28 protein-coding genes are annotated in these 26,550 nt (G+C 47.6%); 10 read left to right on the top strand and 18 right to left on the bottom strand.

Going from position 1 to position 26,550, the window contains the following annotated elements; all coding sequences use genetic code 11:
* Positions 1 to 84: 84 nt before the first annotated feature.
* Positions 85 to 1,311, top strand: coding sequence for a Glu/Leu/Phe/Val dehydrogenase dimerization domain-containing protein (locus tag EJV45_RS15815; RefSeq protein WP_129717119.1), 1,227 nt, complete (start codon positions 85 to 87; stop codon positions 1,309 to 1,311).
* A 2-nt stretch (positions 1,312 to 1,313) separates the two neighbouring features.
* Complete coding sequence (locus EJV45_RS15820; RefSeq protein ID WP_165305072.1) at positions 1,314 to 2,429, top strand: mechanosensitive ion channel family protein; 1,116 nt, start codon at positions 1,314 to 1,316, stop codon at positions 2,427 to 2,429.
* Between the two features lie 12 nt (positions 2,430 to 2,441).
* Here EJV45_RS15820 and EJV45_RS15825 read toward each other — a convergent pair whose 3' ends face one another.
* The 4 genes from EJV45_RS15825 to EJV45_RS15840 are packed head-to-tail and all read right to left on the bottom strand — an operon-like array spanning position 2,442 to position 6,083.
* On the bottom strand, positions 2,442 to 2,648 hold the full coding sequence (locus tag EJV45_RS15825; RefSeq protein WP_129717123.1) for a hypothetical protein: 207 nt from the start codon (positions 2,646 to 2,648) through the stop codon (positions 2,442 to 2,444).
* A gap of 4 nt (positions 2,649 to 2,652) precedes the next feature.
* Complete coding sequence (locus EJV45_RS15830; RefSeq protein ID WP_129717125.1) at positions 2,653 to 3,312, bottom strand: phosphatidylserine decarboxylase family protein; 660 nt, start codon at positions 3,310 to 3,312, stop codon at positions 2,653 to 2,655.
* Positions 3,313 to 3,358: 46 nt separating this feature from the next.
* Positions 3,359 to 3,916: a hypoxanthine phosphoribosyltransferase gene (gene hpt, locus EJV45_RS15835; protein WP_129717299.1), complete on the bottom strand. Its 558-nt coding sequence runs from the start codon at positions 3,914 to 3,916 to the stop codon at positions 3,359 to 3,361.
* A gap of 7 nt (positions 3,917 to 3,923) precedes the next feature.
* Entirely contained in the window at positions 3,924 to 6,083 is a 2,160-nt protein-coding gene (locus EJV45_RS15840) for a transglycosylase domain-containing protein (protein WP_129717127.1), read from the bottom strand.
* 127 nt (positions 6,084 to 6,210) lie between these two features.
* Between EJV45_RS15840 and EJV45_RS15845 the strand changes: the two genes are divergently transcribed.
* From EJV45_RS15845 to EJV45_RS15855, 3 genes are all read left to right on the top strand, one after another.
* Positions 6,211 to 7,293 (top strand): Mrp/NBP35 family ATP-binding protein, encoded by a 1,083-nt coding sequence (locus EJV45_RS15845; protein WP_129717129.1) that lies wholly within the window; start codon positions 6,211 to 6,213, stop codon positions 7,291 to 7,293.
* 91 nt (positions 7,294 to 7,384) lie between these two features.
* Positions 7,385 to 7,630: a NifU family protein gene (locus EJV45_RS15850; protein ID WP_129717131.1), complete on the top strand. Its 246-nt coding sequence runs from the start codon at positions 7,385 to 7,387 to the stop codon at positions 7,628 to 7,630.
* A 49-nt stretch (positions 7,631 to 7,679) separates the two neighbouring features.
* Positions 7,680 to 8,318, top strand: coding sequence for a hypothetical protein (locus tag EJV45_RS15855; RefSeq protein WP_129717133.1), 639 nt, complete (start codon positions 7,680 to 7,682; stop codon positions 8,316 to 8,318).
* 3 nt (positions 8,319 to 8,321) lie between these two features.
* On the opposite strand, the gene def is transcribed toward EJV45_RS15855, so the two are convergent.
* The 5 genes from def to ffh are packed head-to-tail and all read right to left on the bottom strand — an operon-like array spanning position 8,322 to position 13,657.
* On the bottom strand, positions 8,322 to 8,879 hold the full coding sequence (gene def, locus EJV45_RS15860) for a peptide deformylase (protein ID WP_129717135.1): 558 nt from the start codon (positions 8,877 to 8,879) through the stop codon (positions 8,322 to 8,324).
* 37 nt (positions 8,880 to 8,916) lie between these two features.
* Positions 8,917 to 10,149 (bottom strand): pitrilysin family protein, encoded by a 1,233-nt coding sequence (locus EJV45_RS15865; RefSeq protein WP_129717137.1) that lies wholly within the window; start codon positions 10,147 to 10,149, stop codon positions 8,917 to 8,919.
* A gap of 46 nt (positions 10,150 to 10,195) precedes the next feature.
* A complete protein-coding gene (locus tag EJV45_RS15870; protein WP_129717139.1) occupies positions 10,196 to 10,666 on the bottom strand; it encodes a hypothetical protein in 471 nt (156 codons plus the stop codon).
* Between the two features lie 55 nt (positions 10,667 to 10,721).
* Entirely contained in the window at positions 10,722 to 12,263 is a 1,542-nt protein-coding gene (locus EJV45_RS15875; protein ID WP_129717141.1) for a YifB family Mg chelatase-like AAA ATPase, read from the bottom strand.
* Between the two features lie 56 nt (positions 12,264 to 12,319).
* The gene (ffh, locus tag EJV45_RS15880) at positions 12,320 to 13,657 is read right to left on the bottom strand and encodes a signal recognition particle protein (protein WP_129717143.1); all 1,338 of its coding nucleotides are present in this window, start codon (positions 13,655 to 13,657) and stop codon (positions 12,320 to 12,322) included.
* A 198-nt stretch (positions 13,658 to 13,855) separates the two neighbouring features.
* Between ffh and EJV45_RS15885 the strand changes: the two genes are divergently transcribed.
* A complete protein-coding gene (locus EJV45_RS15885; protein WP_129717145.1) occupies positions 13,856 to 14,974 on the top strand; it encodes a hypothetical protein in 1,119 nt (372 codons plus the stop codon).
* Here the strand turns inward: EJV45_RS15885 and EJV45_RS15890 are convergent.
* The 7 genes from EJV45_RS15890 to ruvX form a co-directional block, all read right to left on the bottom strand.
* Complete coding sequence (locus EJV45_RS15890; protein WP_129717147.1) at positions 14,958 to 15,956, bottom strand: DUF3078 domain-containing protein; 999 nt, start codon at positions 15,954 to 15,956, stop codon at positions 14,958 to 14,960. The two genes, EJV45_RS15885 and EJV45_RS15890, sit on opposite strands and share 17 nt — an antisense overlap.
* 247 nt (positions 15,957 to 16,203) lie before the next feature.
* On the bottom strand, positions 16,204 to 16,527 hold the full coding sequence (locus tag EJV45_RS15895; protein ID WP_240755307.1) for a hypothetical protein: 324 nt from the start codon (positions 16,525 to 16,527) through the stop codon (positions 16,204 to 16,206).
* Complete coding sequence (locus tag EJV45_RS15900) at positions 16,524 to 17,279, bottom strand: hypothetical protein (protein ID WP_129717151.1); 756 nt, start codon at positions 17,277 to 17,279, stop codon at positions 16,524 to 16,526. Before EJV45_RS15900 ends, EJV45_RS15895 begins: the two co-directional genes overlap by 4 nt.
* 46 nt (positions 17,280 to 17,325) lie before the next feature.
* Positions 17,326 to 18,228, bottom strand: coding sequence for a glucosaminidase domain-containing protein (locus EJV45_RS15905; RefSeq protein WP_129717153.1), 903 nt, complete (start codon positions 18,226 to 18,228; stop codon positions 17,326 to 17,328).
* 18 nt (positions 18,229 to 18,246) lie between these two features.
* A complete protein-coding gene (locus tag EJV45_RS15910) occupies positions 18,247 to 18,945 on the bottom strand; it encodes a glucosaminidase domain-containing protein (RefSeq protein WP_129717154.1) in 699 nt (232 codons plus the stop codon).
* A gap of 53 nt (positions 18,946 to 18,998) precedes the next feature.
* Complete coding sequence (locus EJV45_RS15915; protein WP_129717156.1) at positions 18,999 to 19,634, bottom strand: O-methyltransferase; 636 nt, start codon at positions 19,632 to 19,634, stop codon at positions 18,999 to 19,001.
* Between the two features lie 12 nt (positions 19,635 to 19,646).
* The gene (gene ruvX, locus EJV45_RS15920; protein WP_129717159.1) at positions 19,647 to 20,060 is read right to left on the bottom strand and encodes a Holliday junction resolvase RuvX; all 414 of its coding nucleotides are present in this window, start codon (positions 20,058 to 20,060) and stop codon (positions 19,647 to 19,649) included.
* A 122-nt stretch (positions 20,061 to 20,182) separates the two neighbouring features.
* Between ruvX and EJV45_RS15925 the strand changes: the two genes are divergently transcribed.
* Genes EJV45_RS15925 through EJV45_RS15940 form a run of 4 tightly spaced genes read left to right on the top strand, consistent with a single transcriptional unit; the run spans position 20,183 to position 24,014 of the window.
* A complete protein-coding gene (locus EJV45_RS15925; protein WP_129717161.1) occupies positions 20,183 to 20,911 on the top strand; it encodes a DUF3575 domain-containing protein in 729 nt (242 codons plus the stop codon).
* Between the two features lie 47 nt (positions 20,912 to 20,958).
* Positions 20,959 to 22,104 (top strand): DNA polymerase III subunit delta', encoded by a 1,146-nt coding sequence (locus EJV45_RS15930; RefSeq protein WP_129717163.1) that lies wholly within the window; start codon positions 20,959 to 20,961, stop codon positions 22,102 to 22,104.
* 1 nt (position 22,105) lies between these two features.
* Positions 22,106 to 23,548, top strand: a complete 1,443-nt coding sequence (locus EJV45_RS15935; protein ID WP_129717165.1) for a regulatory iron-sulfur-containing complex subunit RicT — start codon at positions 22,106 to 22,108, stop codon at positions 23,546 to 23,548.
* Positions 23,496 to 24,014, top strand: a complete 519-nt coding sequence (locus tag EJV45_RS15940; protein ID WP_165305073.1) for a gliding motility lipoprotein GldH — start codon at positions 23,496 to 23,498, stop codon at positions 24,012 to 24,014. Before EJV45_RS15935 ends, EJV45_RS15940 begins: the two co-directional genes overlap by 53 nt.
* Here EJV45_RS15940 and EJV45_RS15945 read toward each other — a convergent pair whose 3' ends face one another.
* Both EJV45_RS15945 and EJV45_RS15950 read right to left on the bottom strand, forming a co-directional pair.
* On the bottom strand, positions 24,015 to 24,662 hold the full coding sequence (locus EJV45_RS15945; protein ID WP_129717169.1) for a response regulator transcription factor: 648 nt from the start codon (positions 24,660 to 24,662) through the stop codon (positions 24,015 to 24,017). It lies immediately after the preceding gene.
* Positions 24,659 to 26,497, bottom strand: a complete 1,839-nt coding sequence (locus tag EJV45_RS15950; protein ID WP_129717171.1) for a 7TM diverse intracellular signaling domain-containing protein — start codon at positions 26,495 to 26,497, stop codon at positions 24,659 to 24,661. The genes EJV45_RS15945 and EJV45_RS15950 overlap by 4 nt, the downstream gene beginning before the upstream one ends.
* Positions 26,498 to 26,550: the final 53 nt, after the last annotated feature.

Below are 26,550 nucleotides of genomic sequence, written 5' to 3' on the forward strand. Positions count from 1 at the left end.
TCTCGTTTATAAAGACAACAGAGCCTCCACGATGTATTTCGTGGAGGCTTTTTGTTTTATCTTTGCGCCACTAACCAGAAATTCATGAAAGAACTTTTAGAAAAATTCGAGACCCGGCGTCCTGAAATTGTCTTCGAATGGAAAGATACCGAGACTGAGGCCGAAGGCTGGGTTGTAATTAATTCGCTGCGCGGTGGTGCAGCAGGCGGCGGAACGCGCATGCGTAAAGGACTTGACAAACGAGAGGTGGAGTCGCTCGCAAAGACCATGGAAGTGAAATTCACGGTATCAGGCCCCCCTATTGGCGGCGCTAAGTCAGGCATCAATTTCGATCCTTCAGATCCCCGTAAAAAGGAGGTGCTCGAGCGCTGGTACAAAGCTGTCATGCCCCTGCTAAAAAACTATTATGGTACCGGGGGCGACCTGAATATTGATGAGATTCATGAGGTCATTCCGATTACGGAGAATTATGGGCTGTGGCATCCGCAGGAAGGCGTGATCACTGGGCACTACCAGGCGCGTGAAAACGAACGCATTCATCAGATCGGTCAATTGCGTTACGGCGTCTCAAAGGTACTTGAAGATCTGAATTACACTCCCGATATCAAACGTAAGTACAAGGTAGCAGACATGATTACCGGCTACGGTGTTGCAGAGTCGATCAGGCATTTTTACGCGCTCTGGGGTGGCGAACTGAATGGAAAACGTGCAATTATTCAGGGCTGGGGAAATGTTGCTGCTGCCGCAGGATATTACCTGGCACAGCACGGCGTTCAGATTGTAGGCATTATTGACCGGGCCGGCGGATTGATCAGCGAGAACGGATTCAGCTTCAGAGAAATCGAGCAGCTTTTTAACGAACGTCAGGGCAATATGCTGGTGTCCGAAGACCTGATTTCATTTGAGGAAGCAAACCGGCGCATTTGGTCGCTTGATGCAGAAATATTTGTTCCTGCTGCGGCCTCCAGGCTTGTACAACAGGCCGAACTTGACAGCATGATCAGCCATGGACTTGAAGTCATTGCCTGCGGGGCAAATGTGCCCTTTGCAGATAAAGAGATCTTTTTCGGGCAGATTATGGAATATGCTGACAACCATGTGGCCGTAATCCCCGATTTTGTGGCAAACTGCGGCATGGCCAGGGTGTTTGCCTATCTGATGCAGCGCAATGTAGAGATGAGCGATGATGCTATTTTCAGCGATGTGTCTGACGTGATAGGCTCTGCGCTTCAGCGTATTTTTGAACAGTCGCCTTTAAAAACAAGACTTTCAGCCACTGCTTTTGAGATCGCATTGAAACAACTCATATAACTATGGACCACAAATTTTTTGAACAGGTATTCTGGGGAAACACAGTAAAAGACTACTGCTTTTTTCTTGGCATCATTTTACTCGGCCTAGTCTTCAAGCGCCTTGTCTCGAAGCTGTTTAGCGTGCTGTTGTATCGCCTGTTCAAAAGATTTGCGGAAAATACCAGCGGCGATACATTTATTGCGCTGCTGCTAAAGCCAATCGAAGCCTTCCTGAGTTTTGCGACTGCTTACCTCGCCGTGAATCAGCTCAGATATCCTCTGGACGAAACGTTATACCGCTATACCAAGGTAGTAGGCAAGGCAAAAGAAAAAATTCCGGTCAGTATAGGCGAATTCATAGACAAGATTTTTTTGTTTATGATCATCGTGTCAGTATTCTGGATCGTGCTTCGCATTATTGATTTTATGTCTCATGTGCTTCTTTACAAAGCTGAGCAGACACAGAACCGGGGTAACGGTCAGCTGGTGCCCTTTCTGAAGGAGCTGATCAAAACGATTATCTGTTTTATCGGCTTTTTTGTGCTGCTTGGATTTGTATTCGAGATTAATGTGTTAACACTCATCACTGGTCTTGGCATAGGCGGTATTGCCATTGCGCTGGCTGCAAAAGAAAGCCTGGAGAATCTGCTCGGCTCATTTACTATTTTTCTTGATAAACCCTTTACCGTCGGCGATCTTGTCAAGGTAGATGGTGTCGAGGGAACTGTAGAGAAGGTCGGTTTTCGCAGTACCCTGATCCGGTCTTCAGACAAGACCATGGTCACCATTCCAAACAAGGCTATGATCGATGGTGTGCTGGAAAATATTACGCTACGCAATTTACGGAAAGTGAAATTTCAGGTTGGCGTAGTCTATGAAACAACAGATGTGCAACTAAAACAGATTATCAGAGATATTAAAGATGCGCTGGAGGCTGAGCCTGAGATTATGAAAGACTATACCGTTCACCTGGATAGTTTTGGCGATTCTGCAATCAATATCGATGTAACCTATTTTGTCAGCAGCCCCGCTCATGCGGACTACCTGAAGATCAAGGAGCGCATCAACTTCAGCGTCATGGAAATCGTAAAGAACAACAGATCTGATTTTGCCTATCCTACACAGAGACAGGTCTGATTTTTTCCGAAGCTAACTTTTTTTTGCCGGCACCTGTGGTTTGGCTGTAGCTTTAGCTACCCCGAACCTTGCAGGTTTTTTCATACAGCAGGATTTTTGCGATTTCAGGTCTGTACTACAGGCAGACTTAGCCTGTTTTTTTTGAGACTTAGCTTTCGTTTGTCCCTGGCTGTAAGAAATGCATAAAACCAGAGCGAGGCCAGTGATGATCTTTTTCATATTCTTAAGTTAATTCAGCAAGGGTCGTTATACCACCCTTAACAACATCACCCAGGTTGACATTGATTTTTGTTCCCAGCGGAAGGAAAATATCCACACGGGAACCGAATTTGATGAAGCCGAACTCTTCCGCCTGGGTTACCTTGTCTCCCTCTTTTACATACCAGACAATCCGACGCGCAAGCGCTCCGGCAATCTGCCTGAAAAGTACAGGCGTGCCTCCTGCATTCTCTACCACAACTGTGGTGCGCTCATTTTCTGTCGAGGATTTTGGATTCCATGCAGCCAGGTATTTTCCGGGATGGTATTTAAAGAACTTTACCGTTCCGGTGATGGGATTCCGGTTAATATGCACATTGATCGGAGACATAAAGACAGACACCTGCAATCGCTTGTCTTTAAAATATTCGCCTTCTTCGGTTTCTTCGATCACAACCACTTTGCCGTCTGCAGGGCAAATGACAAGGTTATCGCCGGCGCTAAAGGTACGCCGCGGATTGCGAAAAAACTGCAGCACTATCAGAAACAGCGCAATTGAAAAAATATACACCAGCCAGCGCAGCCAGGCCACATCGCCAAAACGGTAATCAATTACTGCATTGAGGATAAAGATAAAAAGAACAGTAACTGCGATACTTGTGTAGCCTTCTTTATGAATGGTCATTGTGATGAATATTTTTCGCCTACAAAGGTCGTAAAAATATGTGAGATTAAGGTAAAGGCGGAGGTACGGTGACCGCCCGGTAAATGTCGCGAAGGTTGCGTCCCAGGCCATTATAATCAAGTCCGTAGCCAACAACAAACTCATTTGCAATTTCAAAGCCAACGTATTCGAGCTCATCTATCGGCGACTTTAAAGCGGTAGGCTTTAGCAACAGACTGCATACTTTAACAGAAGCGGGCCCTTTCGCCCAGACTTTCCTGAGAATATGCGTCAGGGTAAGCCCTGTATCAACGATATCTTCGACAAGAATGACATCACGCCCGGCAAGATCATCAGGGAGGCCAAAAATCTCGCGCACTTCGCCGCTGCTTTCTGTACCATGGTAGGATGCAACACGGATAAACCCGGTTTCACAGGGTACATCGACCTCTTTCAGCAAATCTGCCATAAACAGGAAACTGCCATTCAGTACGCCGATAAACACAGGACATTTATTCTCATAATCAACATTCAGCTGGATGGCGATGAGGCGGATCCGCTTGTTGATGTTGTCGTTTTCCAGCAGGATCTCGAACTTTTTGTCTTCTATCTGTACAGTATTCATCATCAGCTTATTGAACTATGCCTTCTTCCTGCTCACGTTCCTTCCGGCGCTGTTCACGCCGCTCCTGCCTGAGCTCGCGCTTCGATTTTGGCGTTGTGTCCTGTACAGCCGGTTGCCGGCGGGCGGTATCGCGTGGTGCCGGTTTGCCGAACAGGCGGTCAAAAAGCGATTTATTTTCGTCCTGCATAATCACAGGCATGGTGATACCGTCTTCATCAAACGCAGTTGTATCGACAGCAGCTGTATCAGGCGCGAGATACTGGCGCAGGCCTTCCCGCAGACGGACGTTGTAAAATCCATACCCATTGGTATCAACGGGTGTCAGGCCCCGCCTGGCCATGATGTTGCCTATAAATTTAAAGTATGGCAGAAGGTAATCTTTGAGCCCGCCGTCGCCCCTGAACTTAAACAGGGCTATCTTTGGCCGAGGTACAATGTTTGTCAGGAAAAGGCCTTCCCCGACGGTCAGATCTGCCGGGTGTTTCCCGAAATAATGGCGGGAAGCTTCACCTATGCCGTATACGTCGCGGCCCAGCTCAATGATGTTAAAATAAACCTCAAGCATCCGCTCTTTGCTTACAAGGCGGTTATTTTCAATAAGCCAGACAATCAGAATTTCTTCAACTTTTCGTGCCAGCGTTTTCTGCCTGCTTAGGTAAACGTTTTTAACAAGCTGCATGGAGATGGTACTCCCGCCCCTGACAAACCGTTTCTCTTTGAAGTTGACCGCAATAGATTTGCGGATTGATTCCTGTACAAAACCTTTATGCGAGAAAAAAGAGGGGTCTTCTGCAGTTAAAACACCGTTTTTAAAATTTGGCGAGATCTCATTCAGCGGTGTAAAATTCGGATTAGAAGGGCCGATCACGATGTCGCGCATTTTCCTTCCGTACTCATAAGGCGTATAAATGAATGGCGCATTGATCTTCTGCAGGTTTGTGCGGCCCCACCTGAGGATCTTAAAATTAACAGGTGTGAGCGTGGAATTAAATTTTACGCTGTCAGGCTCAGAGGTGTCAAGCAAAAACTCCATATCATAACGTAGTTTTCCGCTTACTTTCAGTCCGCCGAGTGATTCAAACATCCCGACAGGTAAGGCATTAAATATAGCCTGCGCGTCCTGTTCTTCTGCACGTACCTTCATTTCATAAACCTTATGAGGGCTTAATGTATATTGAAGGTAGGGGTGTATGCTGGCTTTGCCAACGTAAATGGTAGAGGCACTGTCGAGGCCCAGGTAGTTCTCGCCTACAAACACATCTGCGTCAAGGCGAGCATCGGGCACAATAATATCATTACTGGCTATGCGCTGCTGGTTAATCAGGAGGTTTTTCACCGCCCAGGATCCCGAGATCTTGAACTCACTGCCAGAGTAGCCTGCATCTTTGAGCTCCGTTTGCACGGTGTCAAAGCTGATCCTGGCGTGGAACTTATTGTTGAGGTAAGGCAGTTCAACTTTTTTTCCTTCTGCAAACAGCATGACGTTCAATTTTTTCCTGCCGGGGTGCAGCTCTCCGTTTGCATGCCAGATCGCCTCATTGCCATTAACCAGCACCGTCGATTCGAGGTCGCCATCGTCAATTACGGCTTTGCTGACCATGAAGCTAAGTTTTGCTGTATCGTTGTCATTCAGGCTGAAGCGAAAGTTCTGGAGGTCCATGTCGTCAGGGATCTTGTAAAGAACCTGGTTCAGCAAGTTGCTGGCAAGTGCTGAAAGATCCATCTTTCCTTTTTTCTCGGTGCTGTCTTTCTTACGTTTCAGAAAAAAATCGAGGTTATTTGTCGAATCTTTCATCACAACGCTTAATGTGCCTTTGTCGAGGTTAACTTTTGAAAGTTTGACGTTTCCAAACAGCAGAGGGAAAAGCTTTACGCTTACCGTAAGATCGTTGATGGTGGAAAGCGTGTCCCGGTCTTTGGGAACAACCGTAATTCCGGCAAGATGAACGGTGCTCAACCCTTTAAATCCGTATTCATTGATTTTTATGGCAAGGCCATAGTCGCGCTCAGCCTTGGTAATGGCCTTAGAGACCATCTTTTTCAGCAATGCTTCACGTTTAGAATAGGCAACGGCGCCTGTTGCCAGAAGAACAACCGCGAGAACGCCGAACGTCCAGGCTGCAATTTTTATGTACTTTTTTGGAACGTTGATCTTCGGTATGCGCATAGAGTAATCGGGTATGAACCTTTAACGTAAGAATCAAATGTTTATTTGGTGTTAAAATTACACTTAAAAACGGCTATTTCAATCAATTGCGACGGGGTTTGCTTAATTTTGTGTCCAATCTAGAAACATGAGTATAACTGTTGAACAGGTCCTGAGCGCGCTGAAGAATGTTGAGGACCCGGACCTGAAGAAAGACCTGGTCACGCTGAACATGATCAAGGACGTAGCGATTGAGGACCGTTTTGTGCGTTTCACACTCGAGCTAACCACTCCTGCCTGCCCGCTAAAGGATATGCTGAAGAATGCCTGTATCAACGCAATTAAACATTTCGTTGATAAAGACGCAGAAATTTCAATCAACATCACTTCGCGGGTCACAACTCCCGTTAATTCAAATTCTCTGGATAACATCAAAAACATCATTTTGGTTTCATCCGGCAAAGGCGGCGTTGGTAAATCTACCGTGGCAAGTAATCTTGCCGTGGCACTGGCTGCAGATGGCGCAAAGATCGGTCTGATAGATGCCGATATTTATGGCCCCTCGGTACCGACCATGTTTGGCTTGCGCGATGCGAAACCTTCGGCCAGGGAAACACCTGATGGCAAAACAAAGATAATTCCTGTTGAGAAGTTTGGCGTCAAGCTGCTGTCTCTGGGCTTCTTTGCTGATCCGGATCAGCCGGTGCCATGGCGCGGACCTATGGCAAGCAACGCGGTCAAACAGCTTTTTAATGATGCAGACTGGGGCGATCTTGACTACCTGATTGTAGACCTGCCACCCGGTACGGGCGATATTCATATCACCATTACGCAGGGCTATCCTGTTGCAGGCGCTGTTATTGTTACAACCCCTCAGCAGGTTGCACTTGCAGATACCCGGAAAGGTCTGGCTATGTTCAGAATGCCCGGAATAGACATACCTGTGCTGGGGGTAATTGAGAATATGGCTTATTTTACGCCACCCGAGCTGCCTGAGATGAAATACCACCTGTTTGGAAAAGATGGCGGAAAGACGCTTGCGCAACAGTTTGATGTGCCTTTTCTGGGCGAGCTGCCGATTGTGCAGCAGGTTAGTGAAGCCGGTGATGCAGGCCAGCCTGCAGTACTTGACCGGCAATCTATGGTTGCGCAGGCGTTTGGCCTGATTGCCGGCCGCATTGCGCAGCAGGTAGCTATAGCAAACGCATCGGCGCCGGTAAGCGCAGTTTAAGGTCATATTCATCACGTAGCGGCTTTACGGCGGCTTGTAATGCGCCGGGTATGGAAAAAAATTATTATTTTTACTACTTATCCTAGATAAAATGAATTTAACAGAACAGGTAGAACAAGCACTGGATACGATTAGGCCCTATCTTAAGGCCGACGGGGGGGACGTTTCTGTGGAAGAAATTACAGCAGATCATGTTGTAAAACTTAAATTGCTGGGTAATTGCGGTTCTTGCCCAATGAGCTTCATGACCATGAAAGCCGGCATTGAGCAGGCTATAAAAAAATCAGTTCCTGAAATCACATCAGTTGTTGCCGTGAACATGGCAGAACAGGATTAGTTAACACAATTTAACAGTTTTGAACGTTAAATAGCTGTATCATTGCATAATGAGGTTTTTTTACGCTGTCATATTGCTCCTCGCTTTTCTGCCGGTTCGTGCGCAGCAGAAGGCACAATCAGATAAACTGATCCAGTTTTCAGGTATCATTACCGATGTTGACAGCAACACGGTAATTCCCTATGTTACCATCAGTAACATCAGCCAGAAAAGCCAGCGTTTTTCTGCAGATTACCGGGGATACTTTTCGTTTATCGTGCGGCCTGGCGATACCCTCCTGTTCACCGCCATCGGTTATGGTAAGTTTCGCACTGTAGTGCCAAAAGAAAACCCTGAAAGTAAATACACCCTGATGGTAAAGATGAAGGCGGAGTCAATAAACCTGCCGACCGTCAAAGTTTTTCCCTGGGCTACAGTTGAAGAGTTTACACGCGACTTCCTGGCTATGAAAATAGCTGATGATGAGCTTGCGCTTGCGAAGAAAAATCTATCCCGCGAGTCGATCAGGGGCCTGATCCGGACACTCCCGGCCGATGCGGGTGAAATCTCGGGAACAAATTTCCGATATAATTTTGATAGGATGGCCAACCAGAATATGGTGCAGACTAATCCACTCATGAACCCTTTTGCCTGGGGTAAACTCATGCAGCAGATCTTTGAAGGCGACCGGAGCCGAAAGGAAAATTAGCGCTTAACGTTTTTTCTGATTCGGGAACTTCATCCTGTAATCTACCTTGATGTTTCCTTTTGAGATGGCATCCAACTTGCCTTTTAACATCGTTTTGCGAAGCGCACCCAGCGTATCTGTAAAGAGCTTGCCTTCAATATGGTCATACTCATGCTGGATAACTCTTGCCGGCATACCCGTAAACTCTTCTTCGTGCTCATTCCAATCGGCATCAAAAAACCGGATACGCACGTTTGGTTTGCGGCTTACGCTTTCGCGGATGTCAGGAATACTCAGGCAGCCTTCTGTAAAGGCCCAGGGCTCCCCGGTTTCTTCAATAATCTGGGGGTTTATGAAGACCTGCTTGAAACCTTCTTTTTTCTCTTCCTTATCGCCGGTGTCAACGATAAACAGGCGTATAGGCAAACCAATCTGTGGTGCGGCCAGGCCTACACCCCAGGCATTGTACATCGTATCCCACATATTTTCGATCAGCCGGTTTAAATCTGGATAACTTTGATCGATCTCAGCACATTTTTTCTTTAATACGGGGTCGCCATAAGCAACGATGGGTAATTTCATGGAAAAAGCTTCTTAAACGTCGGTACAAAAATACGAATTATTCTGCGGCAGGAGAAAATGTAAGGCTTGTCAACTGTTGCTCATTGAGGGTTTCATTGATGATCTCCTGAATTTCGGACTGGCTTACAGCTTCAATCTTACTGAAAATGACTTCCAGGCTATCTATATAACCATGGTCCGAAAGGCTCTTTGCCATTGAAATGATCAGGCCGATCCGGTTTTCCTCACCGAGCGCAATCTGGCCAATCAGTTTTTGTTTTGCTTTATGAAGCTGAACAGCAGAAAGGCCGTTCTCACGCAGTTTCTTGAATTCCCTGTAAATCAGCTGTAATGTGCGGGATACTTTTTCCTTATCGGTGCCAAAATAAATACTGAAAACGCCTGTGTCGCTCATCGGGATATAGGCAGATTCAATGGTATAAGCAATACCGTGGCGCTCCCGGATCTGCAGATTAAGAATGGAGCTCATACCGTTTCCACCAAGCAGGTTGTTCAGAAGAAGCAGGCCTGTTTTGTACGGATGATGCGCTGAATACGCTGTCTTGCCTAGTAGTACGTGGCTTTGGAAGATGGGCTTCTCCTCAATAATCTGGCGCACTGGCTGGCTTGCCGGTGCCGACCGCTCGCGCCCGCTGCTGTTCTCGGCAATAACTCCGAAATATTTCTCAGCGAGCTGAAAGACCCGTGCCGCTTTGTAGCTCCCGAGAACGGCAACGACCATTTGATCTGTCCGGTATTTTTCTGTAAGGAAGTGAGTGATGTCTGCTCGTGAAAGCTCAGGAACGCTCTCCGTAGTACCCAGAATATTTCTGCCCAGCGGATGCCCGGCAAAGAGGATATCTTCGAAGTCATCATTTATAGCTTCTTCGGGCTGGTCGCGGTACGAAGCAATTTCGTCCAGGATAACGCTCTTTTCCTTGTCCATTTCTTCCTGCGGGAAGATGGAGTGAAACAAGATATCCTGAAACAGTTCGAGGCTGCGGTCCAGATAGGGATGCAGGAACGAAGCATGTACGCAGGTATATTCCTTGGTCGTATAGGCGTTCAGGTCTGCACCAACGCTTTCCAGGCGATTCAATATCTGCGGTGTGCTGCGTTTTTTTGTGCGTTTGAAAAGCAGGTGTTCAATAAAATGCGCAAGTCCGTCTTTACCTTCGGGCTCGTCGCGCGACCCTGCATTTACAATAACACAGGCATGGCTGATCTGGGAAGCCGCGGGTACGAACAAAATCCTGATGCCGTTTGGTAACGTGTGAACTAAGTACTCCATTTCTGGGCGCAAAGATACGGTTTCAGTAGCCTAAACCCGTTACTGTCTACAGCAGGTCTGTGTCAGGATGCTGCAATTTCAAAAGATTGGTAATTCGGTTTCGTGTAGGTCTTACGCTGAACATGGTAAGCAGCGCCACTGCAGCAAAAGCGAGGAACAGGTAATTACCGGTTTTCAGAAACAGAACTGTGTTGGCGAGTCCTGCAGCTTCAAACAAGGCCATCTGTACGAAAAACGCACCAATGTAGCGGGTGAGCCGTTGCTGACCGTCTTTTATGAGATCAACATCTTTCAGCATAAACGTAAACAGGCGCATGCCTGCAAACAGGGTGAGCAAAACGAGGACCGGAAAGATCAAAAAGATCTGCCCGCCTTCGGCCATCCTGGTACTGAAATACGTTTGTTTCTGCGCAGAAAGGGCTATGATTGCGAACAGCAACACTGCTCCGCAAAACGACGAATGGATAAGCTGAAGGACCTTTAGTTTGCCCTTTGCGGCCGGACTCTGTTTTTTCACGCGTTAAAGATACAAACATGCACGGGTTCTTACAATGTGCGTATAGACGCTGCTTTCAGCCCGCCCACCCTTCCCTGTCCAGGCTGCGGTAATGAATAGCTTCGGCAAGGTGCTGCGTTCCGATGTGTTCATTGTTGTCAAGATCTGCAATGGTTCGTGCGACCTTCAGAATCCGGTCGTAGGCTCGGGCCGACAGTCCAAGCTTTTCCATTGCATTTTTCAGCAGCTTTTCGCCGGTCTGATCAATGCCGCATACTTTGCGTACCATCCTGGGAGACATCTGGGCGTTGGCATAGGTCTGCCGGCTTGTGCGGAAACGCACGTCCTGAATGCGGCGCGCCGCGATAACCCGTTCTCGGATCTGTTCACTTTTTTCTGTCTGTTCTTTTGAAGCCAGCTCATCAAAATTGACGGGCGTTACTTCAACATGCAGGTCAATACGGTCGAGGAGCGGACCGGATATTTTACTCAGGTAACGCTGTACAACACCCGGACCGCAGACGCAGGTCTTTTCGGGATGATTATAAAAGCCACACGGGCAGGGATTCATGGATGCGATGAGCATAAAACCAGCCGGGTACTCCACAGAGAACCGGGCCCGGGATATGGCCACTTTGCGTTCTTCCAGCGGCTGACGCATCACCTCAAGTACCGCGCGTTTAAACTCGGGAAGTTCGTCGAGGAACAGGACGCCATTGTGCGCGAGCGAAATTTCGCCCGGTTGGGGGTGCATACCGCCGCCCACCAGGGCGACATCAGATATGGTATGGTGGGGCGAGCGAAATGGTCTTGTGGTCAGCAATGAGCCGGACGCGGGAAGCTTGCCGGCCACCGAATGGATTTTTGTTGTTTCGAGTGCTTCCTCAATGCTGAGTGGTGGCAGAATGCCCGGGAGTCTTCTGGCAAGCATGGTTTTACCTGCTCCGGGAGGGCCGATCAGCATTACATTATGGCCGCCGGCGGCAGCGATCTCCAGCGCACGTTTTATATTCTGCTGCCCTTTTACCTCAGAAAAGTCGAAATCTGCATGGCCGGAATCATTGAAAAAGATCTCGTCGAGGTTCACGTTCACCGGCGATGGCTGGTGTCCCGCGTTTCTGAATATCGATACGACCTCGTTGAGTGTGCTGACGCCGTAAACGTCCAGTTCTTTTACAATAGCAGCCTCGCGGGAATTCTGGTGTGGAAGAATAAACCCTTTGAAGCCTTCATTGCGGGCCTGCAGGGCGATCGACAGCGCGCCTTTCAGCGGCTGCACGCCGCCGTCAAGCGACAGCTCTCCCATGATGAAATAATCGGCAAGTTTTTCAGTATCGATCTGGCCGGACGCAGCCAGGATGCTTATGGCTATCGGAAGATCGTAGGCCGAACCTTCCTTGCGGATATCGGCCGGAGCCAGGTTCACCACAATTTTCTGCCGGGGCATATGAAGGCCCGAAAATTTAATGGCACTTTCTATCCGGAAAAGACTTTCCTTGACGGCATTGTCGGGAAGACCGACAATTGTATAGTTCATGCCGCCGGTTACGCTGACTTCGACGGTGATTGTCAGCGCATCTACGCCTGACAATGCACCGCCATATACTTTTACTAACATTTGAGATGATTTTAACTCAAATGTAAATAATGTATTTTAATAATTAACTGGCAGATCTATTTTCCGAAAGGCATTTTCGGCATTCCCTTCATCATGCGTGCCGCTGCAGCAGGATTGGAGAATTGTTTCATGACCTTACGCATGTCTTCAAACTGCTTCAGGAGTTTGTTTACCTCTTCCAGTTTGCTGCCTGAGCCTTTTGCAATGCGGTTACGGCGGCTCTGCTGAATGCTGTCGGGATTTTCACGCTCAAAAGGCGTCATTGATTGTATAATTGCTTCGATCGATTTAAATGCATTGTCATCGATGTCGACATTTTTCATCATTTTCCCTACACCCGGAATCATGCCCATGAGGTCTTTCATGTTCCCCATTTTCTTGATCTGCTGGATCTGGTTGTAGAAGTCGTTGAAGTCAAATTTATTCTTACGGATCTTTTTCTGAAGTTCAGCCGCCTCTTTCTCGTCAAACTGCTGCTGGGCACGCTCTACGAGTGATACGACGTCGCCCATGCCCAGAATCCGTGAAGCCATGCGGTCAGGATAAAAGACATCAAGCGCTTCCATCTTTTCGCCGGTACCGATAAACTTGATCGGTTTGTTGACAACAGACTTGATCGAAAGGGCTGCACCGCCGCGGGTATCACCATCAAGTTTGGTGAGCACAACGCCGGTAAAGTCAAGGCGGTCGTTGAACGCCTTTGCCGTATTTACAGCATCCTGTCCGGTCATTGAATCGACAACAAACAGGATTTCATGTGGCTGGGTTTTGGCCTTAACCTCAGAAATTTCGGTCATCAGACTTTCGTCTATAGCAAGGCGGCCAGCCGTATCGATAATGATGACGTTATTATTGTTGCGTTTTCCTTCTGCAATTCCTTCAAGCGCAATACCTACGGGATCATTTGATTCCCGGTTTGCATACACGGGAACGCTGATCTGTCCGCCCAACACTTCAAGCTGGTCTATCGCCGCGGGGCGGTAAACGTCGCCGGCAACCAGCAGTGGTTTCTTGCCTTTGCTTTTCAGGAAATTAGCAAGCTTACCGGAGAAGGTGGTCTTACCGGCACCGTTCAGGCCGGCAATGAGGATGATCGTTGGATTCGCTTTCGTTTCAAGCTCTGTAACTGAACCGCCCATCAGTTCGGTCAGCTCGTCGTTCATAACCTTTGTAAGTAACTGACCAGGCGAAACGGCGGTAAGAACGTTCATACCAAGTGCCTTCTGGCGCACTTCATCTGTAAAGGTTTTGGCAGTTTTATAGTTGACGTCGGCATCAAGCAACGCTTTCCTGATTTCTTTCATGGTTTCTGCCACGTTGATTTCGGTAATGCTGCCTTGTCCTTTCAGGACCTTAAACGCGCGATCGAGCTTGTCTTGTAAATTATCAAACATCTATTTAAATGTTATGGAATCAATGGTATAGGATACAAATGTATCAATTTTAGCAGAAAGCGGCGGATTGGCGGCTTACAGAAATAAAAATAGCGACTGAAAAATACCACTGACTTTGCTAAAAAGATGTGACATTCAAACAAATCTTCGTGAGAGATGTCTGCTAAATTGCGCCTGTTGATATCTAAATGTGTTTGTATGAATGCCCGGGAAGAGCGCCTGAGAAATGCGCGAAGACACGCAGAAATGAAACTTACAAGCGACCGGCACCTGCAGGATGTGGTCAGGATGGCCGCTTCCGTTTGTCATGTTCCTTACGCCTGGCTGTGTCTGACAGATGAGGGTGGTCCGCAGGTTGTTGCAAGTGAAGGAATCTCCCCTAAGCAGCTTCACCCGCTGGCCTCTTTTTTAACCGGGCTGCCAGATCAGCCAGAGGTCTTTTTTGCGAATTTTGCAGAACGCAATCCCCAGTTTCATGCACATCCCGTCGTAACCGGTTCGCCCGCGGTCAGATTTATTGCCGGTGTGCCGGTTCGTCTCGGAAAAATGGTTCGCGGCGGCTGTCTGTTTATTATGGACCGGAACGCGAGAATACTCGATTCGGTCGAACAGCAGTCCCTTTTGACGCTTTCTGCACAGATATCGCTGCTAATGGATCTTCATTCTGCTGTTAAAATACTGGAAGACGAGAATGATGCGATAGAGCAGACCCGGATGGCCCTCCATTCGATTTATGAAAGCGACCAGCGTTTCCACGTGCTGCTTGATCATGACCGGAGAATTCTGAATAACAATGCGCTTTTTGAAGAATTTATAAAAAACAGGTATGGCGAAAAGATGCGTCGCGGCCAGCTTTTTTCCAGTTACATAGATTCAGATTGTCTTTCAGATTTCCTTGAGGGGTTTATCGGTGCCATTAACGGGGAACTTGTTCATCAAAAATCGGGTGCATTTTTCAGGGCCGACAAACTTAACACCTGGCGTGAGATTACCTATGCCCCTGTAAAAAACTGGAAAGGCCGGGTCATTGGCGTTTCTTTTACTGCGATAGACATCAGGGAAAAGATCAGGCGCGATGAGCAGATCATTCATCAAAAACAGATGCTGAATACTATAGCTGAAATGCAGTCTCACCAGATCCGTAAGCCGGTGGCATCTATTATTGGCTTGCTTGAACTGATGAAGACGGATGACAAGGGCGCAGACGCGGTTTACCTTGACCTGATGGAAAAATCAATTATGGAACTGGACGGCAAAATCAGGGCGATAGTAGACCACTCTTCAGGAAAACCGGAGCCCCCTACCGCGGAAACGTAAAGGTGAACCCGAGCGAAAGCGCCTGACTGGCCTGTACCTTATCGTCCTGGTCTTTATCGAACAGTACGATACCGGTTAGCCCCGTGTTCATAAACCTGTTTATTTTGGCGTTAATACCAATATCAAGGCGGTGGTCGATTTTTGAAATGGTCAACCCTTCATATGGAATAAACATCTGATACCGCCATTTCAGAATGGTGTTTTTTATAACCTCTTTCTCAAAATTACTTACAACCTGGAAGGCGAGCTCATTACGCACTTTCTTAGGTTTTTCGATACCATAATAGAGGCCATTGGGCGCAAAAATTGATGTATCAAGCACGAACGTCTGCCTGGCTGTACCGGTACCAATACGCGTAGAAAAATACTTACTTGGCTTATATTCAAAACCGATAGATTCTGTCAGATAACCGGGAGCCATAAATGTAGAGATACGCCGGTCTATCACTTCTTCGCCTTCGGCGTTCTTTTTATACGAAAAACCATCATCAAACTGCGATTCGAACGTGAGTGAACCAAAGAAATACCAGTTTTTTGACAACTGTAAAGCGGCTTTGTTATCCCAGAAAATACGGTCGTTCGTCTTTTTTTCAAGCTGCCCGCGGTTTTTGATCTTGCCGTACTGAAGCAGCACTTCACTTACATAACTGTAACTTTCCTTATTGTATTCAGCCCTGTAATTGATGAGCCCGCCAAGGGCTACAGAATTTACACCACCACCTTTCCAGTTTCCGGTAAAGGATGCCTGGTTTACGTTAATGCCAATGTTGGTAACGGTTTTCCAGTAGTTCACCTTTGAGTTGATTACTACAGGCTTGATTTGAACGGGTGTGAAGTTTATGGTGCCGGTGCGTGAAGGCAGCGGGTTTTTTTTCAGCTTGATATTGAGGTCCTGCGTATTGATAGGAACCGTATCAGCCTCCTGGGCAGCTACACGAAAAACGCTGAGAACGACGATTACAAACGGAAGTAGACGCTTCATTCCTACAAAGAAAACGAAAAATGTTGCGGAATAAAAAGCAAATCGGCATTTAATTCAAAATCAAGCGAACGTGGTGGTACTGAAAGACTGGGGCAGCCGGATGCACGATGATGATTAATTACGGGGGCCTTGCCTTCAGCCGCCGGCAGCAGCGGATGCTCAAACCTTTCTTTTAATCTTGTTTGTTCTTCGCCGCAAGGGGCTTTCTGATCTTCCCGGCTTTTAGATCCGGACAAGAGCTGCGTCGTTACAAAAACCGTATCCAGGCAAAAAAACCGCGATTGGAAAGATAGTCTAAATTTTTGTCCATGGTAAACGCCTCGCGTTCAAAAACAATGTTGCGGTATGCCTGCTGATGCGGCTGTCCGCGAAGCCTGTTGACCAGATAATGGATCAGGTAAAGGACGTAAAAAGGCAAAACCAGCAGCTCAAGCTGTTGCCGCAAATGGATGCGTTCATGGTTAATGAGGTCGGGACATTGTTTTAATTTCAGCTGTTTTAGAAGGATGAATGGAAAAATGGCCATCCCGGTTGCCGGCAGCCAGGGGCAGATTAAAACTGGCGCTTTCAATTTGAAGGCATCTCCTCGACCTTTGGCAGCGGCGGCAGCCTGTAAGCAGCAGGATTCCGCTTGTAGCGTGCGTATGAGTTTTTGACATACTCTACAAACGTGTAATCCGTTGCCTGGAGCACGAACGTATAAGACGGGCGGTATTGCTGCATAAAATCACGCAGCTCAAAGTCCTTAATTTTAAGCAGGTTTGAAACATATCCCGCGTTAAAGCGGTAATCTACAATTGCATCATGATAGTCGCGTTCCAGAATTTCCTGAAGACGTTTTGAATTCCTTCCCTGCCGGCTCAAGAGGTTGTATAAGGCGTCAATGCCCAGCCCCGCACCACGCTGCCCGACATTCAGGATATTTTTCCGGCTGCCGCGCTGCAGTCCCTGGTTATATTCCCGAAGGTTATCCTCATAGCGTTGTTTGGCAGTTTTCATCGTGTCACGTATCACGACATCTTTGAGCGTAATACCGAGCGGCTGAAGCTGAAAGTACAGGGAACTTTGATTACGAAAAACCAGGGTGTCTACGGCATACCCACGGAGTGCCGCCACAAGCGTATCACCGGGTTTAACGCGTGTTGCAAATTCCCCCTTTACATTGTTGAAAATTCCCGTGTCGAGCCTGATGTTATAGATATATACTTTCGCCAGGCGTTGCCGGCTGTTTTTATCGAGCACCAAACCCCGCACCGTTTCCTGCGCCTGCGTACGCAACAGAAAACCTCCCAGCAGTATCAGACAGGCAACTAAAAACTTCATTCCTGCAAACATACAGAATAGCCGGCAATAGGCAGATCGCTTAACACTATTTAACTTTCAGCTCCTGGCCGATCCTGATGTTGTTATCAGGCAGGTTATTAAGAAGTTTGAGGGTGTCTATGCTGATGTTGAACTTCCGGGAAATGCTGTACAGCGTGTCTCCCTTCTGAACCGTGTATTTTTCTGCCTGAACGGTGGTGCCGTCTGCCGGCGAACTGGCCGGCTGAGCAGGGATTCGTAACGTGTCTGGCGCTTTGACCACCGGCCCCGCGGCCGGCGGATCGGCAACCGGGGTAAATTTTTTCTTTTCCTGCGGAATATTCTGGTTTATCTCTGCAAAAACCTTGTCTTCACGCCTGATTTTTTCCTTTTCAGATTCAGGGCTGTCGTATTGAGAGAGGCTGTATTTTTCGATTATATTAATGAGCAGGTCCGGGTAGCGCGGATTTGTTGCATAACCGGCTTGCTTTAGTCCTTTTGCCCAATTGCGGTAATCGTTTTTGTCCAGCTGGAACAGAAAGCTGTACCGTTTTCGCTTCAGAAAATCTGAGTGGTCGCGGAAAGACTCTCTGGCATCTTTATAAACGCGAAAGCAATCGTTCTTCTGATCATCATCGCGGTAATAGGTTTTCCCTTTCCATTCGATGGTACACTTAATCCCGAAATGATTGTTTGCATATTTAGCAAGATCACTGTTGCCACTCCCTGATTCGATGATCCCCTGAGCCAGCGTAATGGAGGCCGGAATACCCGAGCTGTTCATCTCTTCGATCGCAACCGCTTTAAACTTATCAATGTAACTGAGCGTAGTATACGATTGGTAATTTGGATTGCTGCGCGTTGCATCTTTCTCTATCTTCCTGTTGTTGCGGGCATACTGCCGCGTTTTACAGGCGCCCAGAGACAGCGTCAGGATCAGAATAGCGAAAAGCGAATAACGGGTTTTCATAACGGGCAATGGCTGCGGTTACAGACGTAGTTTCTGGCCAGGCTGCAAGGTAGATTTTTTGAGTCCGTTTTTCTGCATGAGCGCACGGGCGGTAGTGCCGCGTTTTTCCGCAAGTGCATTCAGGTTATCGCCTCTTTTTACCGTATACCAGCCGCTTTTTACAGTTTTCTTTTTTGAGCTGAAGCTTTTTTTCTTCTTCGAATGATAAGCTTTTTTGTAGACAGGCTCTTTATAACCTTCAGGCCGTTCATCATATTTGAAAAGCTCATACCTGTTTATAATGTTGATGACCTGACTGGCCCAGGTGCGGCTTGCGGCGTAACCGCCGCGTTGTATGCCGCGGGCCCAGGCGCGGTAATCATACTTGCTGTATTTGTCTGCCAGGCGGCTAAATGCCGGACGGTTCAGCATGATCTCGACGAAATGTGAATAAGAAGCCGCATCATCATCATAATCCCGGTAAGACGAGTTGATCATCGTGTTGTCATTCGGGCCCTTAACGCCAAAATGGTTATTCAGATAACGGGCAATTTTACTTTTACCCGCTGCCGACTCATGGATAGCTACGCCAAGAATGATGCTTGCAGGAATGTTGCTTTCGTGCATCAACGCCTGTGCAATTTCAGTGTGGCTGTCAATGTAATCCTGTACGCTTTGTGCCTTGCCGCCAAATGCAACAAGAAGTAGCAGGCATAGAGAGAATAGTTTTTGTTTCATTGATATCAGTTTTATGCACTGCGGTTAGGCCGGTCCGGCTTTCCCCCCGCGCTTTAAAGTTTTCTGACAATAAACAGCCCGTCGCGTACAGGAAGAATCAGCTTCTCTACGCGGCTGTCAGCGGCTATCTTGTCATTAAAATGGATGATTTGTTTTGTGTCTTTATCTGTTTCCTGCTTCAGAACTTTTCCGCTCCAAAGCACATTATCAGTGATGATGAGACCTCCCGGGCGAACGCGGTCAAATATCAGATCGTAATAGGTACCATTGTTTTTTTTGTCCGCATCAATGAAGACCATATCAAAAGTCTCATCTAAACCGGCAATTGTTTTCTGCGCATCGCCGAGCAGGTAGCGGATTTGGCTGTTATAAGGCGACTTTGCAAAGCTGCTCCTGACCATGTCTTCGAGCTCTTCATTGATATCGAGGGTATAAATCAGTCCGTCGCTGCTCAACCCTTCAGCGAGGCAGAGTGTTGCATAACCGGTAAACGTGCCGATTTCCAAAATTCGCCGGGGCGCCAGAATTTTGCTGAGCATGCTCAATATGCGCCCCTGGTAATGGCCGGACAGCATACGCGGCAATAAAACCTTGAGATTGGTTTCCCTGTCAATCTGCCGCAGCAGCTCCGGTTCCGGATCACAATAGGTAAGCAACAATTGCTGTAAGTCTTCGCTATTCAGGCTCATTAGTTGTCGCTATTAACGTATGGTTTGCATGAAATATTGCAGAATGATTGTAGCAGCAATGGCATCTACAGTTTCTTTATTGCGCCTGTCGCTCTTTTTCAGCCCCCCCTGAAGCATTGCATCGTGTGCAAGTTTAGAGGTAAAACGCTCATCAATCCAGTGCTGCGGAATGAGCGGAAAAGCCTTTTTAAGAAGCGTAGAGAAGCCTCTTACGTGCTGTGCAGAATCAGACGGGTTTCCATCCATCTGGATCGGGTCGCCGAGTACAAACGCTTCGACAGGTTCTTTTTCCATATAGCGGCGCACATAGTCAATAATGTCTTTAGGGTGCACCGTATCGAGTGCCGTTGCAATAATTTGCAAGGGGTCTGTAACGGCAATGCCGACACGTTTGGTTCCGTAATCAAAAGCCATTATTCTGGGCATGCTTTCTTTTTCCTCGGCGACAAAGATAGGACTTTTGTAGTTAACCTGTAAATCAGATAGTTAGCAGGCCTCAAACAACTACATACAAACATCCGTTATGTAGATAATCAAAACCTATAACTATGAAAACTACGTTTACTAAGCTGCTGCTGCTGCTCTGCGCGGCTTGTTTATTGCCATCGGCAGGTGTTATGGCGCAAACCGAAGGCAAAAATCTCGTACGGTTCAATGCCGGTTCACTTTTATTTAAAACCATCTCATTCGAGTTTGAACATGCTGTTGCACCGCGAACAACTGTCGGACTTGGCCTGCGTGTGGCGCCGGCAGGCAAATTACCGTTTTCGGGCTCGGTTGCCGATATTCTGGAGAATGAGCAGCTCAGCGAACTCAGAACGGGCAATTTTGCGATCACGCCGCAGGCAAAATTCTATTTTGGATCAGGTGTATTCAAAGGCTTTTATGTTGCTCCGTTTTTACGCGCAGCCTTTTATGATGCAGAAATAGATTACCGGTTCAGCGTGTACGATCAGCCGCAGTCGCTTCCCCTCAGCGGCAATTTTTCTGCATATACCGTTGGCGTTGCCATTGGTGCACAGTGGCACCTTGGACGCAATTTTTACTTTGACTGGACTGCCGTCGGACCACACTATGGCTTTTCTAAAGGCCAGGTAACCGGCTACCGGAATCTTTCAGCCGAAGAGCAGGAAGCCCTTCGTCAGGAACTTCGCGACCTCGACGATTTTCCGTTCGGGAAAATTCGTACCAACGTTGACCAGGCCGGCGCAGTAATCGACTTTGACGGGCCCTGGGCCGGGCTGCGTATGAATGTAGGCATCGGGTACCGTTTCTAGGCGGCCTCTTTTTCTGAACTCGCCCATTTTATTTAATTTGCGGCAATATGCAGTTCAGAGAGATTACCGGGCAGGATCAGATTAAAAAACAGCTTATTCAAACCGTAAGGGAGGGCCGGGTGAGTCATGCCCAGCTTTTCCTTTCGCACGACGGCTCAGGGGCCTTACCTCTTGCTATTGCCTATGCTCAATATGTAAACTGTCAGAACAAAGGCGAGACAGATAGTTGCGGCGATTGCGGCTCGTGCCGGAAATACCAGCGTTACATACACCCGGATCTGCATTTTTCTTACCCATTCTTTGGTTCCGGGAAGGACGATGTTGCAAGGAACTATCTTGAGCAATGGCGCGAAATGCTGCAGCAGGATCTGTATTTCGACATGGATACCTGGCGTTCAAAATTCGATTCAGGTAACAAACAGCCAAACATCAATATTGCCGAATGCCATGATATTATAAAAAAGCTGAGCTTCAAAGCTTTCGAAGCTGAGACAAAAGTATTGATCATGTGGCTGCCCGAATATCTTGATAAAGAGGGTAACACCTTGCTGAAACTGATTGAGGAACCACCGGCCAATACGCTTTTTATTCTCGTGGCAAGTAATGCCGAACGCATTCTGTCTACGATCCTGTCAAGAACCCAGATCGTAAAGGTTCCAAAACTTTCCGACGAAGACGTGTCTGTCTACCTGCAACAGCATGGTCTGGGCGATATCCAGGCTGCGGAATACAGTTTTCTGGCAGATGGTAACCTGGTCGAAGCAAAACGGCTTGCCGCAAATATCGAGAATGATAACGCGGTGGTTTTTGCATCCTGGCTACGCACGGCCTTTAGCAATAAAGGCATTGAATTGATCTCATTTTCAGAGAAGGCGGCGCTCTGGGGGCGGGAAAATCAGAAAAATTTTCTCCGCTATGGCATTCAGTACCTGAGGGAATGCTGTCTGCTGATCAGCGGAGCAGAAGCTTTGGTGAAATTACCACCGCAGGTGCTTGAAACTGCCAGAAAACTAGCTGCCCATGTTCTGAACCTGGCTATGACAGAGGCCCTGATCGGCGTGCTTGAAAAGGCCCACTACCACATCGAAAGGAACGCCAATGCAAAAATTCTTTTTTTAGATGTATCTTTACAGTTGGTGAAAATCATCAATTTTAAAACGCTCCCGCAAGGGACTCAATATATATATCAATAGTATGGGATGTGGAAGTTGTTCATCCGGAGGCGGTTGCGCCCCTGCAGGATGTAAAAGTAATGGCTCGTGCGGAACAGGCGGGTGCCAGACCATGGAAGTACACGACTGGCTGTCGGATCTCGATATGCCATCCAATTATATACCTTTCAAAATTGTCGAAGTAAAATTTAAGGGTTCAAGGAAAGAATTTTTTGTAAATCAGGACGATATCTATCTGGAGATTGGCGAACTCGTAGCAGTCGAAGGACCAACAGGCGGTTACGATGTTGGTCACGTTTCGCTTACCGGCGAGCTTGTTCGGATCCAGATGAAGCGGCGAAAAACCACCGCAGAACAGGTTGTGAAAAAAATCTACCGCAAAGCCACCGAAGCTGACGTGGAAAAGTGGAAGATGGCTAAAGACCTGGAATGGGAAACCATGCATAAGGCACGCAAGCTGGCGCTCGACCTGCGGCTTTCTATGAAAATCAGCGATGTTGATTATCAGGCAGACAAGACCAAGGCAACCTTTTTCTATACCGCCGACGGCCGCGTCGATTTTCGTGAGCTGATCAAAAAGATGGCAGAATCTTTCCGGATCCGGATAGAAATGCGCCAGATCGGCATGCGACAGGAAGCCGGGCGCCTTGGTGGTATCGGCTCCTGCGGCCGTGAACTTTGCTGTTCTACCTGGCTTACCAACTTCAAAACGGTTTCTACCGCTGCGGCCCGCTATCAGAATTTGTCGCTGAATACCTTAAAGCTGGCTGGACAGTGCGGAAAGCTGAAATGTTGCCTCAATTACGAGCTTGATACCTACCTCGATGCGCTGAAAGATATACCTGACAGGGTTGAACCACTGCAGACAGATATTGGTGTGGCACGTCATCAAAAGACCGATATCTTTAAAAAGATTATGTGGTTTAGTTATCCTAATGATGAAAACTGGATTCCGCTCAAAGTAAGCCGGGTCCGGGAGATCATGGAACTGAATAAAAAAGGTCAGAAGCCGGCAAACCTTAAAGAAGAAGCTGTAGAGCTGTCTGCACCTGCCGTGGTCGAGAAAACTTTTGATTATGAGAATGTTGTTGGTCAGGACAGCCTTACCCGGCTGGATGATAAAAACCGCAACAAGAAAAAGAAAGGCAAACCTGTGCAGGGAGGCCGCGAACAGCAGCGTAATAATCGTGGTCAGCAGCCAAACGGACAGAAGCAGCAGGCTCCAAAAAATCAGCCGCAGGCGCAGAAAGCACAGCAGCCGGCAAAAGTGCAGGGAGCGCAGCTACAGCCGCGCAACAACCAGAAGCCTAAGCCGGAAGTGTCAGGTGATCAGCAGCCCAAGGTAGCGCAAACCGTTGACGGGCAGGCTCCAAAGCCATCAAACAATAATCGTAACCGCAACAACAGGCGCCGTGGACAAAACCGAAAGCCCAATACAGGAAACGATCAGGTTCAGGGTGCCTAAGCTACCGCTGCTTGCAGTGCTGGCCGGAATCGTTTTGCTGCTGGCAGGTTGTAAGCCCGTTGTGCGTACAGACACCAATGATGTTTTGCCCGGGCGTAAGTGGAGCTATACAAATAAACTAAAAGCAACCTTTACGATCTCCGATCCGGCGGTAGCCTATAACCTCTCGTTCAGATTCAGGCACACGGCATCTTATGCCTACAGCGATCTATATATTCTGGTACACCATTATTACCCCGGGCAGAAAAAGCTGACAAAACGATATCACATTCCGGTTGCCGGGGCAGATGGGATCTGGCTTGGCAGCGGTTCGGGAAATCTGTATACCTGTGTTTTTCCGATTATCAGGAACGGGCGTTTTCCGCGCGCAGGTAATTATACGATAGAAATAGAGCAGAATATGAAAGACAACCCGCTGCGCGAAATTACAGACGGAGGAATCAGTCTGGAGCCGGCAGAAAGGTGATTACCTGTTTATAAGCCTGTTCCGGATGGCAAATTCATACAACGAGACGGTAGAGTCCTGAAGACCCAGCTTCCGCACAATGTTTTTGCGGTGCGTACGTACGGTCAGTTCTGACAGAAATAGTTTTTCGGCAATTTCCTTTGACCGCATGTTGCTGCAAATCATGGTAATGATCTGGACTTCCCTTTTTGTCAGGTTGTAACGTTTAAGAAATTCATCTGCAAAAAAACCGTTCTCATTTGCTGCACCTAAATGGTCATCTTCAAAAAAGGTTTCTCCCTGTGCAATAGCCGTTAATGCTGCCTTCAGTTTAGAGGGCGGTGAATTTTTGATCAGGTAACCATTTGCGCCCAGTGCCTTAACCTCAGCAATGAGTTCGGGATTCTGATAATTCGAAAAAATCAGGGTTTTGACCGGCGGGTGCGCGTCGCGGATGTTCCTGAGAACGGTAAGCCCGTCCATTTCCGGCATGTTGAGGTCAAGCAGCACCACATCCGGCCGTAGGCGATCCAACAAGCTGAGCAATGCCCTGCCGTTGTTTACAGAGCCAATGATATGCATGGAAGATTCTTTGGCAAAAACGGACAACAGGCCCTCAATGATCATCTGATGATCATCGGCAACGATTAATGTAATGGCAGAATTCATTTTATAAGCGGAATCTCAATATTAACAATAACTCCCCCGGGCGGAGGGGAAAGTATCTCGCATTGCCCGTTGTAAAATGATATCCTGGAAACAATGCTGTGCAAACCTTTGCCGTTCTTGTCTGTGCCCTCAGACAGGCCGATACCGTCGTCTTCGTAAAATAATGTAATTGAATCTTCAAGTTCTACAAGCTGAAGCAGGGCATGCTTTGCCTGCGCATGTTTCAGCGTGTTATTCAGCAATTCCTGCGAGATACGATAAAGCGTTATAAGAATTGGCGATGGTATTGCCGTATCTGCTTCAAAACCCACGATGATGCATTCAACTTCCAGTTTTCGGGTCAGGTTAATTGTGCCGGCCAGGTCTTCAATGGTTTTTGCAAAGCCATACTTGTCTATAGCAACGGGTGTAAGCACATGGCTCAGGTTACGGATGGTATGGGCCACATCTTTCAGCACCTCGGCAGCTTTCCGAAGCCGCTCGCGGTTCATGACATCCAACTCTCTGTTTTCTACGACGGTACCCAGCTGCAGTGTAGCTACCGAAAGCTGGGCACCAACTTCATCGTGCAGCTGATCTGCAATGTGTCTGCGCTCATTTTCCTGCGTTTCAATAATGCTTGCAGAAAGTGTACGCTGTTGTTCATTCATAGAAAGCAGCAAACGTTCGCGTTCTGATCTGTAACGGTTCAGCTGAAACGCCAGGCCAAAAAGCAGGATCAGCGCCTCAAAGACAAAGCCGGTCTGCATGCCAAAGTTTTGCCAGAAATTACTGCTTATCACCGTTACGCCTGCATGCACAAAAAACTCCGTGAGAACAAAGAAGAACAAAACGATAATTGAAAGCAGGAAAAACATGGCCTGCCGGTTTTTCTGTTTGATTTTCTCTGCTATGCTAAGTACGGTAGAGACAAGGATCAGTCCGATAACGAGCTGAAGCGCCACGAGCATGCCGGTGCCTAATTTAAACAGCGAGGGAAAAATCAGCGGTGCGATAAAAAGCAAACCCAGTATAAAAGTGATGATCTTCAACCCACTGTTTAATTTGTACAACCGGCTGTTTTTGTCCTGCCCGATAAAATGCTGCATGAATAGTAACAGTGAAACGCCGCACAGGGAATTGAAGAGCGGCCTGGCCAGGCTGGCAAATGCCGGAAACCCGGGCCAGAAATATTGAAATCCGTACCCTTTGTTTGCCATAACCCATGCATACGAGCTGACGATGTAACAGATATACAGAAGATAAAGGCGGTCCCGGATGGTAATATACAGGAACAGCGCGAACAGGATCATCAGGACGATGGCACCGATATAGATGCCGTTTAACATATTCTCGACAGCATGGTCCTCATGGTAGACTTCTGCGGGTATGAGCGTAGAAAAGATCTGCAGCGACTCGCCATGTTTGTCTATGCGCGCCAGGTACGTTGCCGGATCTGTAGTTTCAAAAACAAACTGGCGATCTGGTGCGGGTCGTTGATTAAACGGGAAATGATCTCCGGTTACCAGGTGATTTTTAAGTATACCCTGCTTAAAATGGTAAAAGTCAATCCTGTTGATATGAGAATTGCCAATAATCCACCTGCGTTCGGCAACAGGTCCGGAAAGTTTTATGGCAAGCCAGAAAACCGAGTTCGTATAACCTGCGTTGTAGTTTTTATTTCGAAGTTCTTTAAAACGGCCCTGGTCGAAAACCGTAAGCGCCTGACGCGCGTCCATGCTGCGGGCCGGATCTTCAAGAATAAAGATCTGTCTTGCCTGACAGACCTTGGTCAGCAATATAAAAGCCAGTAACAGAAAAAATCGGCACGGGGCCGGTGAGAGCAGGTTTTTCATGCAGGCGTTCAGGCAATGATGGGCCAAGACATACTGTCACAGCCACAAGTGGA

Origin of the sequence: Pedobacter sp. SYP-B3415, from assembly GCF_004138205.1 — a bacterium.
In the GTDB taxonomy this organism is placed as follows: domain Bacteria; phylum Bacteroidota; class Bacteroidia; order Sphingobacteriales; family Sphingobacteriaceae; genus Pedobacter.

Coding starts and splice junctions, on each gene's coding strand:
- EJV45_RS15815 (WP_129717119.1), top strand. CDS start 85: ATGAAAGAACTTTTAGAAAAATTCGAGACCCGGCGTCCTGAAATTGTC.
- EJV45_RS15820 (WP_165305072.1), top strand. CDS start 1,314: ATGGACCACAAATTTTTTGAACAGGTATTCTGGGGAAACACAGTAAAA.
- EJV45_RS15825 (WP_129717123.1), bottom strand. CDS start 2,648: ATGAAAAAGATCATCACTGGCCTCGCTCTGGTTTTATGCATTTCTTAC.
- EJV45_RS15830 (WP_129717125.1), bottom strand. CDS start 3,312: ATGACCATTCATAAAGAAGGCTACACAAGTATCGCAGTTACTGTTCTT.
- hpt (WP_129717299.1), bottom strand. CDS start 3,916: ATGAATACTGTACAGATAGAAGACAAAAAGTTCGAGATCCTGCTGGAA.
- EJV45_RS15840 (WP_129717127.1), bottom strand. CDS start 6,083: ATGCGCATACCGAAGATCAACGTTCCAAAAAAGTACATAAAAATTGCA.
- EJV45_RS15845 (WP_129717129.1), top strand. CDS start 6,211: ATGAGTATAACTGTTGAACAGGTCCTGAGCGCGCTGAAGAATGTTGAG.
- EJV45_RS15850 (WP_129717131.1), top strand. CDS start 7,385: ATGAATTTAACAGAACAGGTAGAACAAGCACTGGATACGATTAGGCCC.
- EJV45_RS15855 (WP_129717133.1), top strand. CDS start 7,680: ATGAGGTTTTTTTACGCTGTCATATTGCTCCTCGCTTTTCTGCCGGTT.
- def (WP_129717135.1), bottom strand. CDS start 8,879: ATGAAATTACCCATCGTTGCTTATGGCGACCCCGTATTAAAGAAAAAA.
- EJV45_RS15865 (WP_129717137.1), bottom strand. CDS start 10,149: ATGGAGTACTTAGTTCACACGTTACCAAACGGCATCAGGATTTTGTTC.
- EJV45_RS15875 (WP_129717141.1), bottom strand. CDS start 12,263: ATGTTAGTAAAAGTATATGGCGGTGCATTGTCAGGCGTAGATGCGCTG.
- ffh (WP_129717143.1), bottom strand. CDS start 13,657: ATGTTTGATAATTTACAAGACAAGCTCGATCGCGCGTTTAAGGTCCTG.
- EJV45_RS15885 (WP_129717145.1), top strand. CDS start 13,856: ATGAATGCCCGGGAAGAGCGCCTGAGAAATGCGCGAAGACACGCAGAA.
- EJV45_RS15890 (WP_129717147.1), bottom strand. CDS start 15,956: ATGAAGCGTCTACTTCCGTTTGTAATCGTCGTTCTCAGCGTTTTTCGT.
- EJV45_RS15900 (WP_129717151.1), bottom strand. CDS start 17,279: ATGAAGTTTTTAGTTGCCTGTCTGATACTGCTGGGAGGTTTTCTGTTG.
- EJV45_RS15905 (WP_129717153.1), bottom strand. CDS start 18,228: ATGAAAACCCGTTATTCGCTTTTCGCTATTCTGATCCTGACGCTGTCT.
- EJV45_RS15910 (WP_129717154.1), bottom strand. CDS start 18,945: ATGAAACAAAAACTATTCTCTCTATGCCTGCTACTTCTTGTTGCATTT.
- EJV45_RS15915 (WP_129717156.1), bottom strand. CDS start 19,634: ATGAGCCTGAATAGCGAAGACTTACAGCAATTGTTGCTTACCTATTGT.
- ruvX (WP_129717159.1), bottom strand. CDS start 20,060: ATGCCCAGAATAATGGCTTTTGATTACGGAACCAAACGTGTCGGCATT.
- EJV45_RS15925 (WP_129717161.1), top strand. CDS start 20,183: ATGAAAACTACGTTTACTAAGCTGCTGCTGCTGCTCTGCGCGGCTTGT.
- EJV45_RS15930 (WP_129717163.1), top strand. CDS start 20,959: ATGCAGTTCAGAGAGATTACCGGGCAGGATCAGATTAAAAAACAGCTT.
- EJV45_RS15935 (WP_129717165.1), top strand. CDS start 22,106: ATGGGATGTGGAAGTTGTTCATCCGGAGGCGGTTGCGCCCCTGCAGGA.
- EJV45_RS15945 (WP_129717169.1), bottom strand. CDS start 24,662: ATGAATTCTGCCATTACATTAATCGTTGCCGATGATCATCAGATGATC.
- EJV45_RS15950 (WP_129717171.1), bottom strand. CDS start 26,497: ATGAAAAACCTGCTCTCACCGGCCCCGTGCCGATTTTTTCTGTTACTG.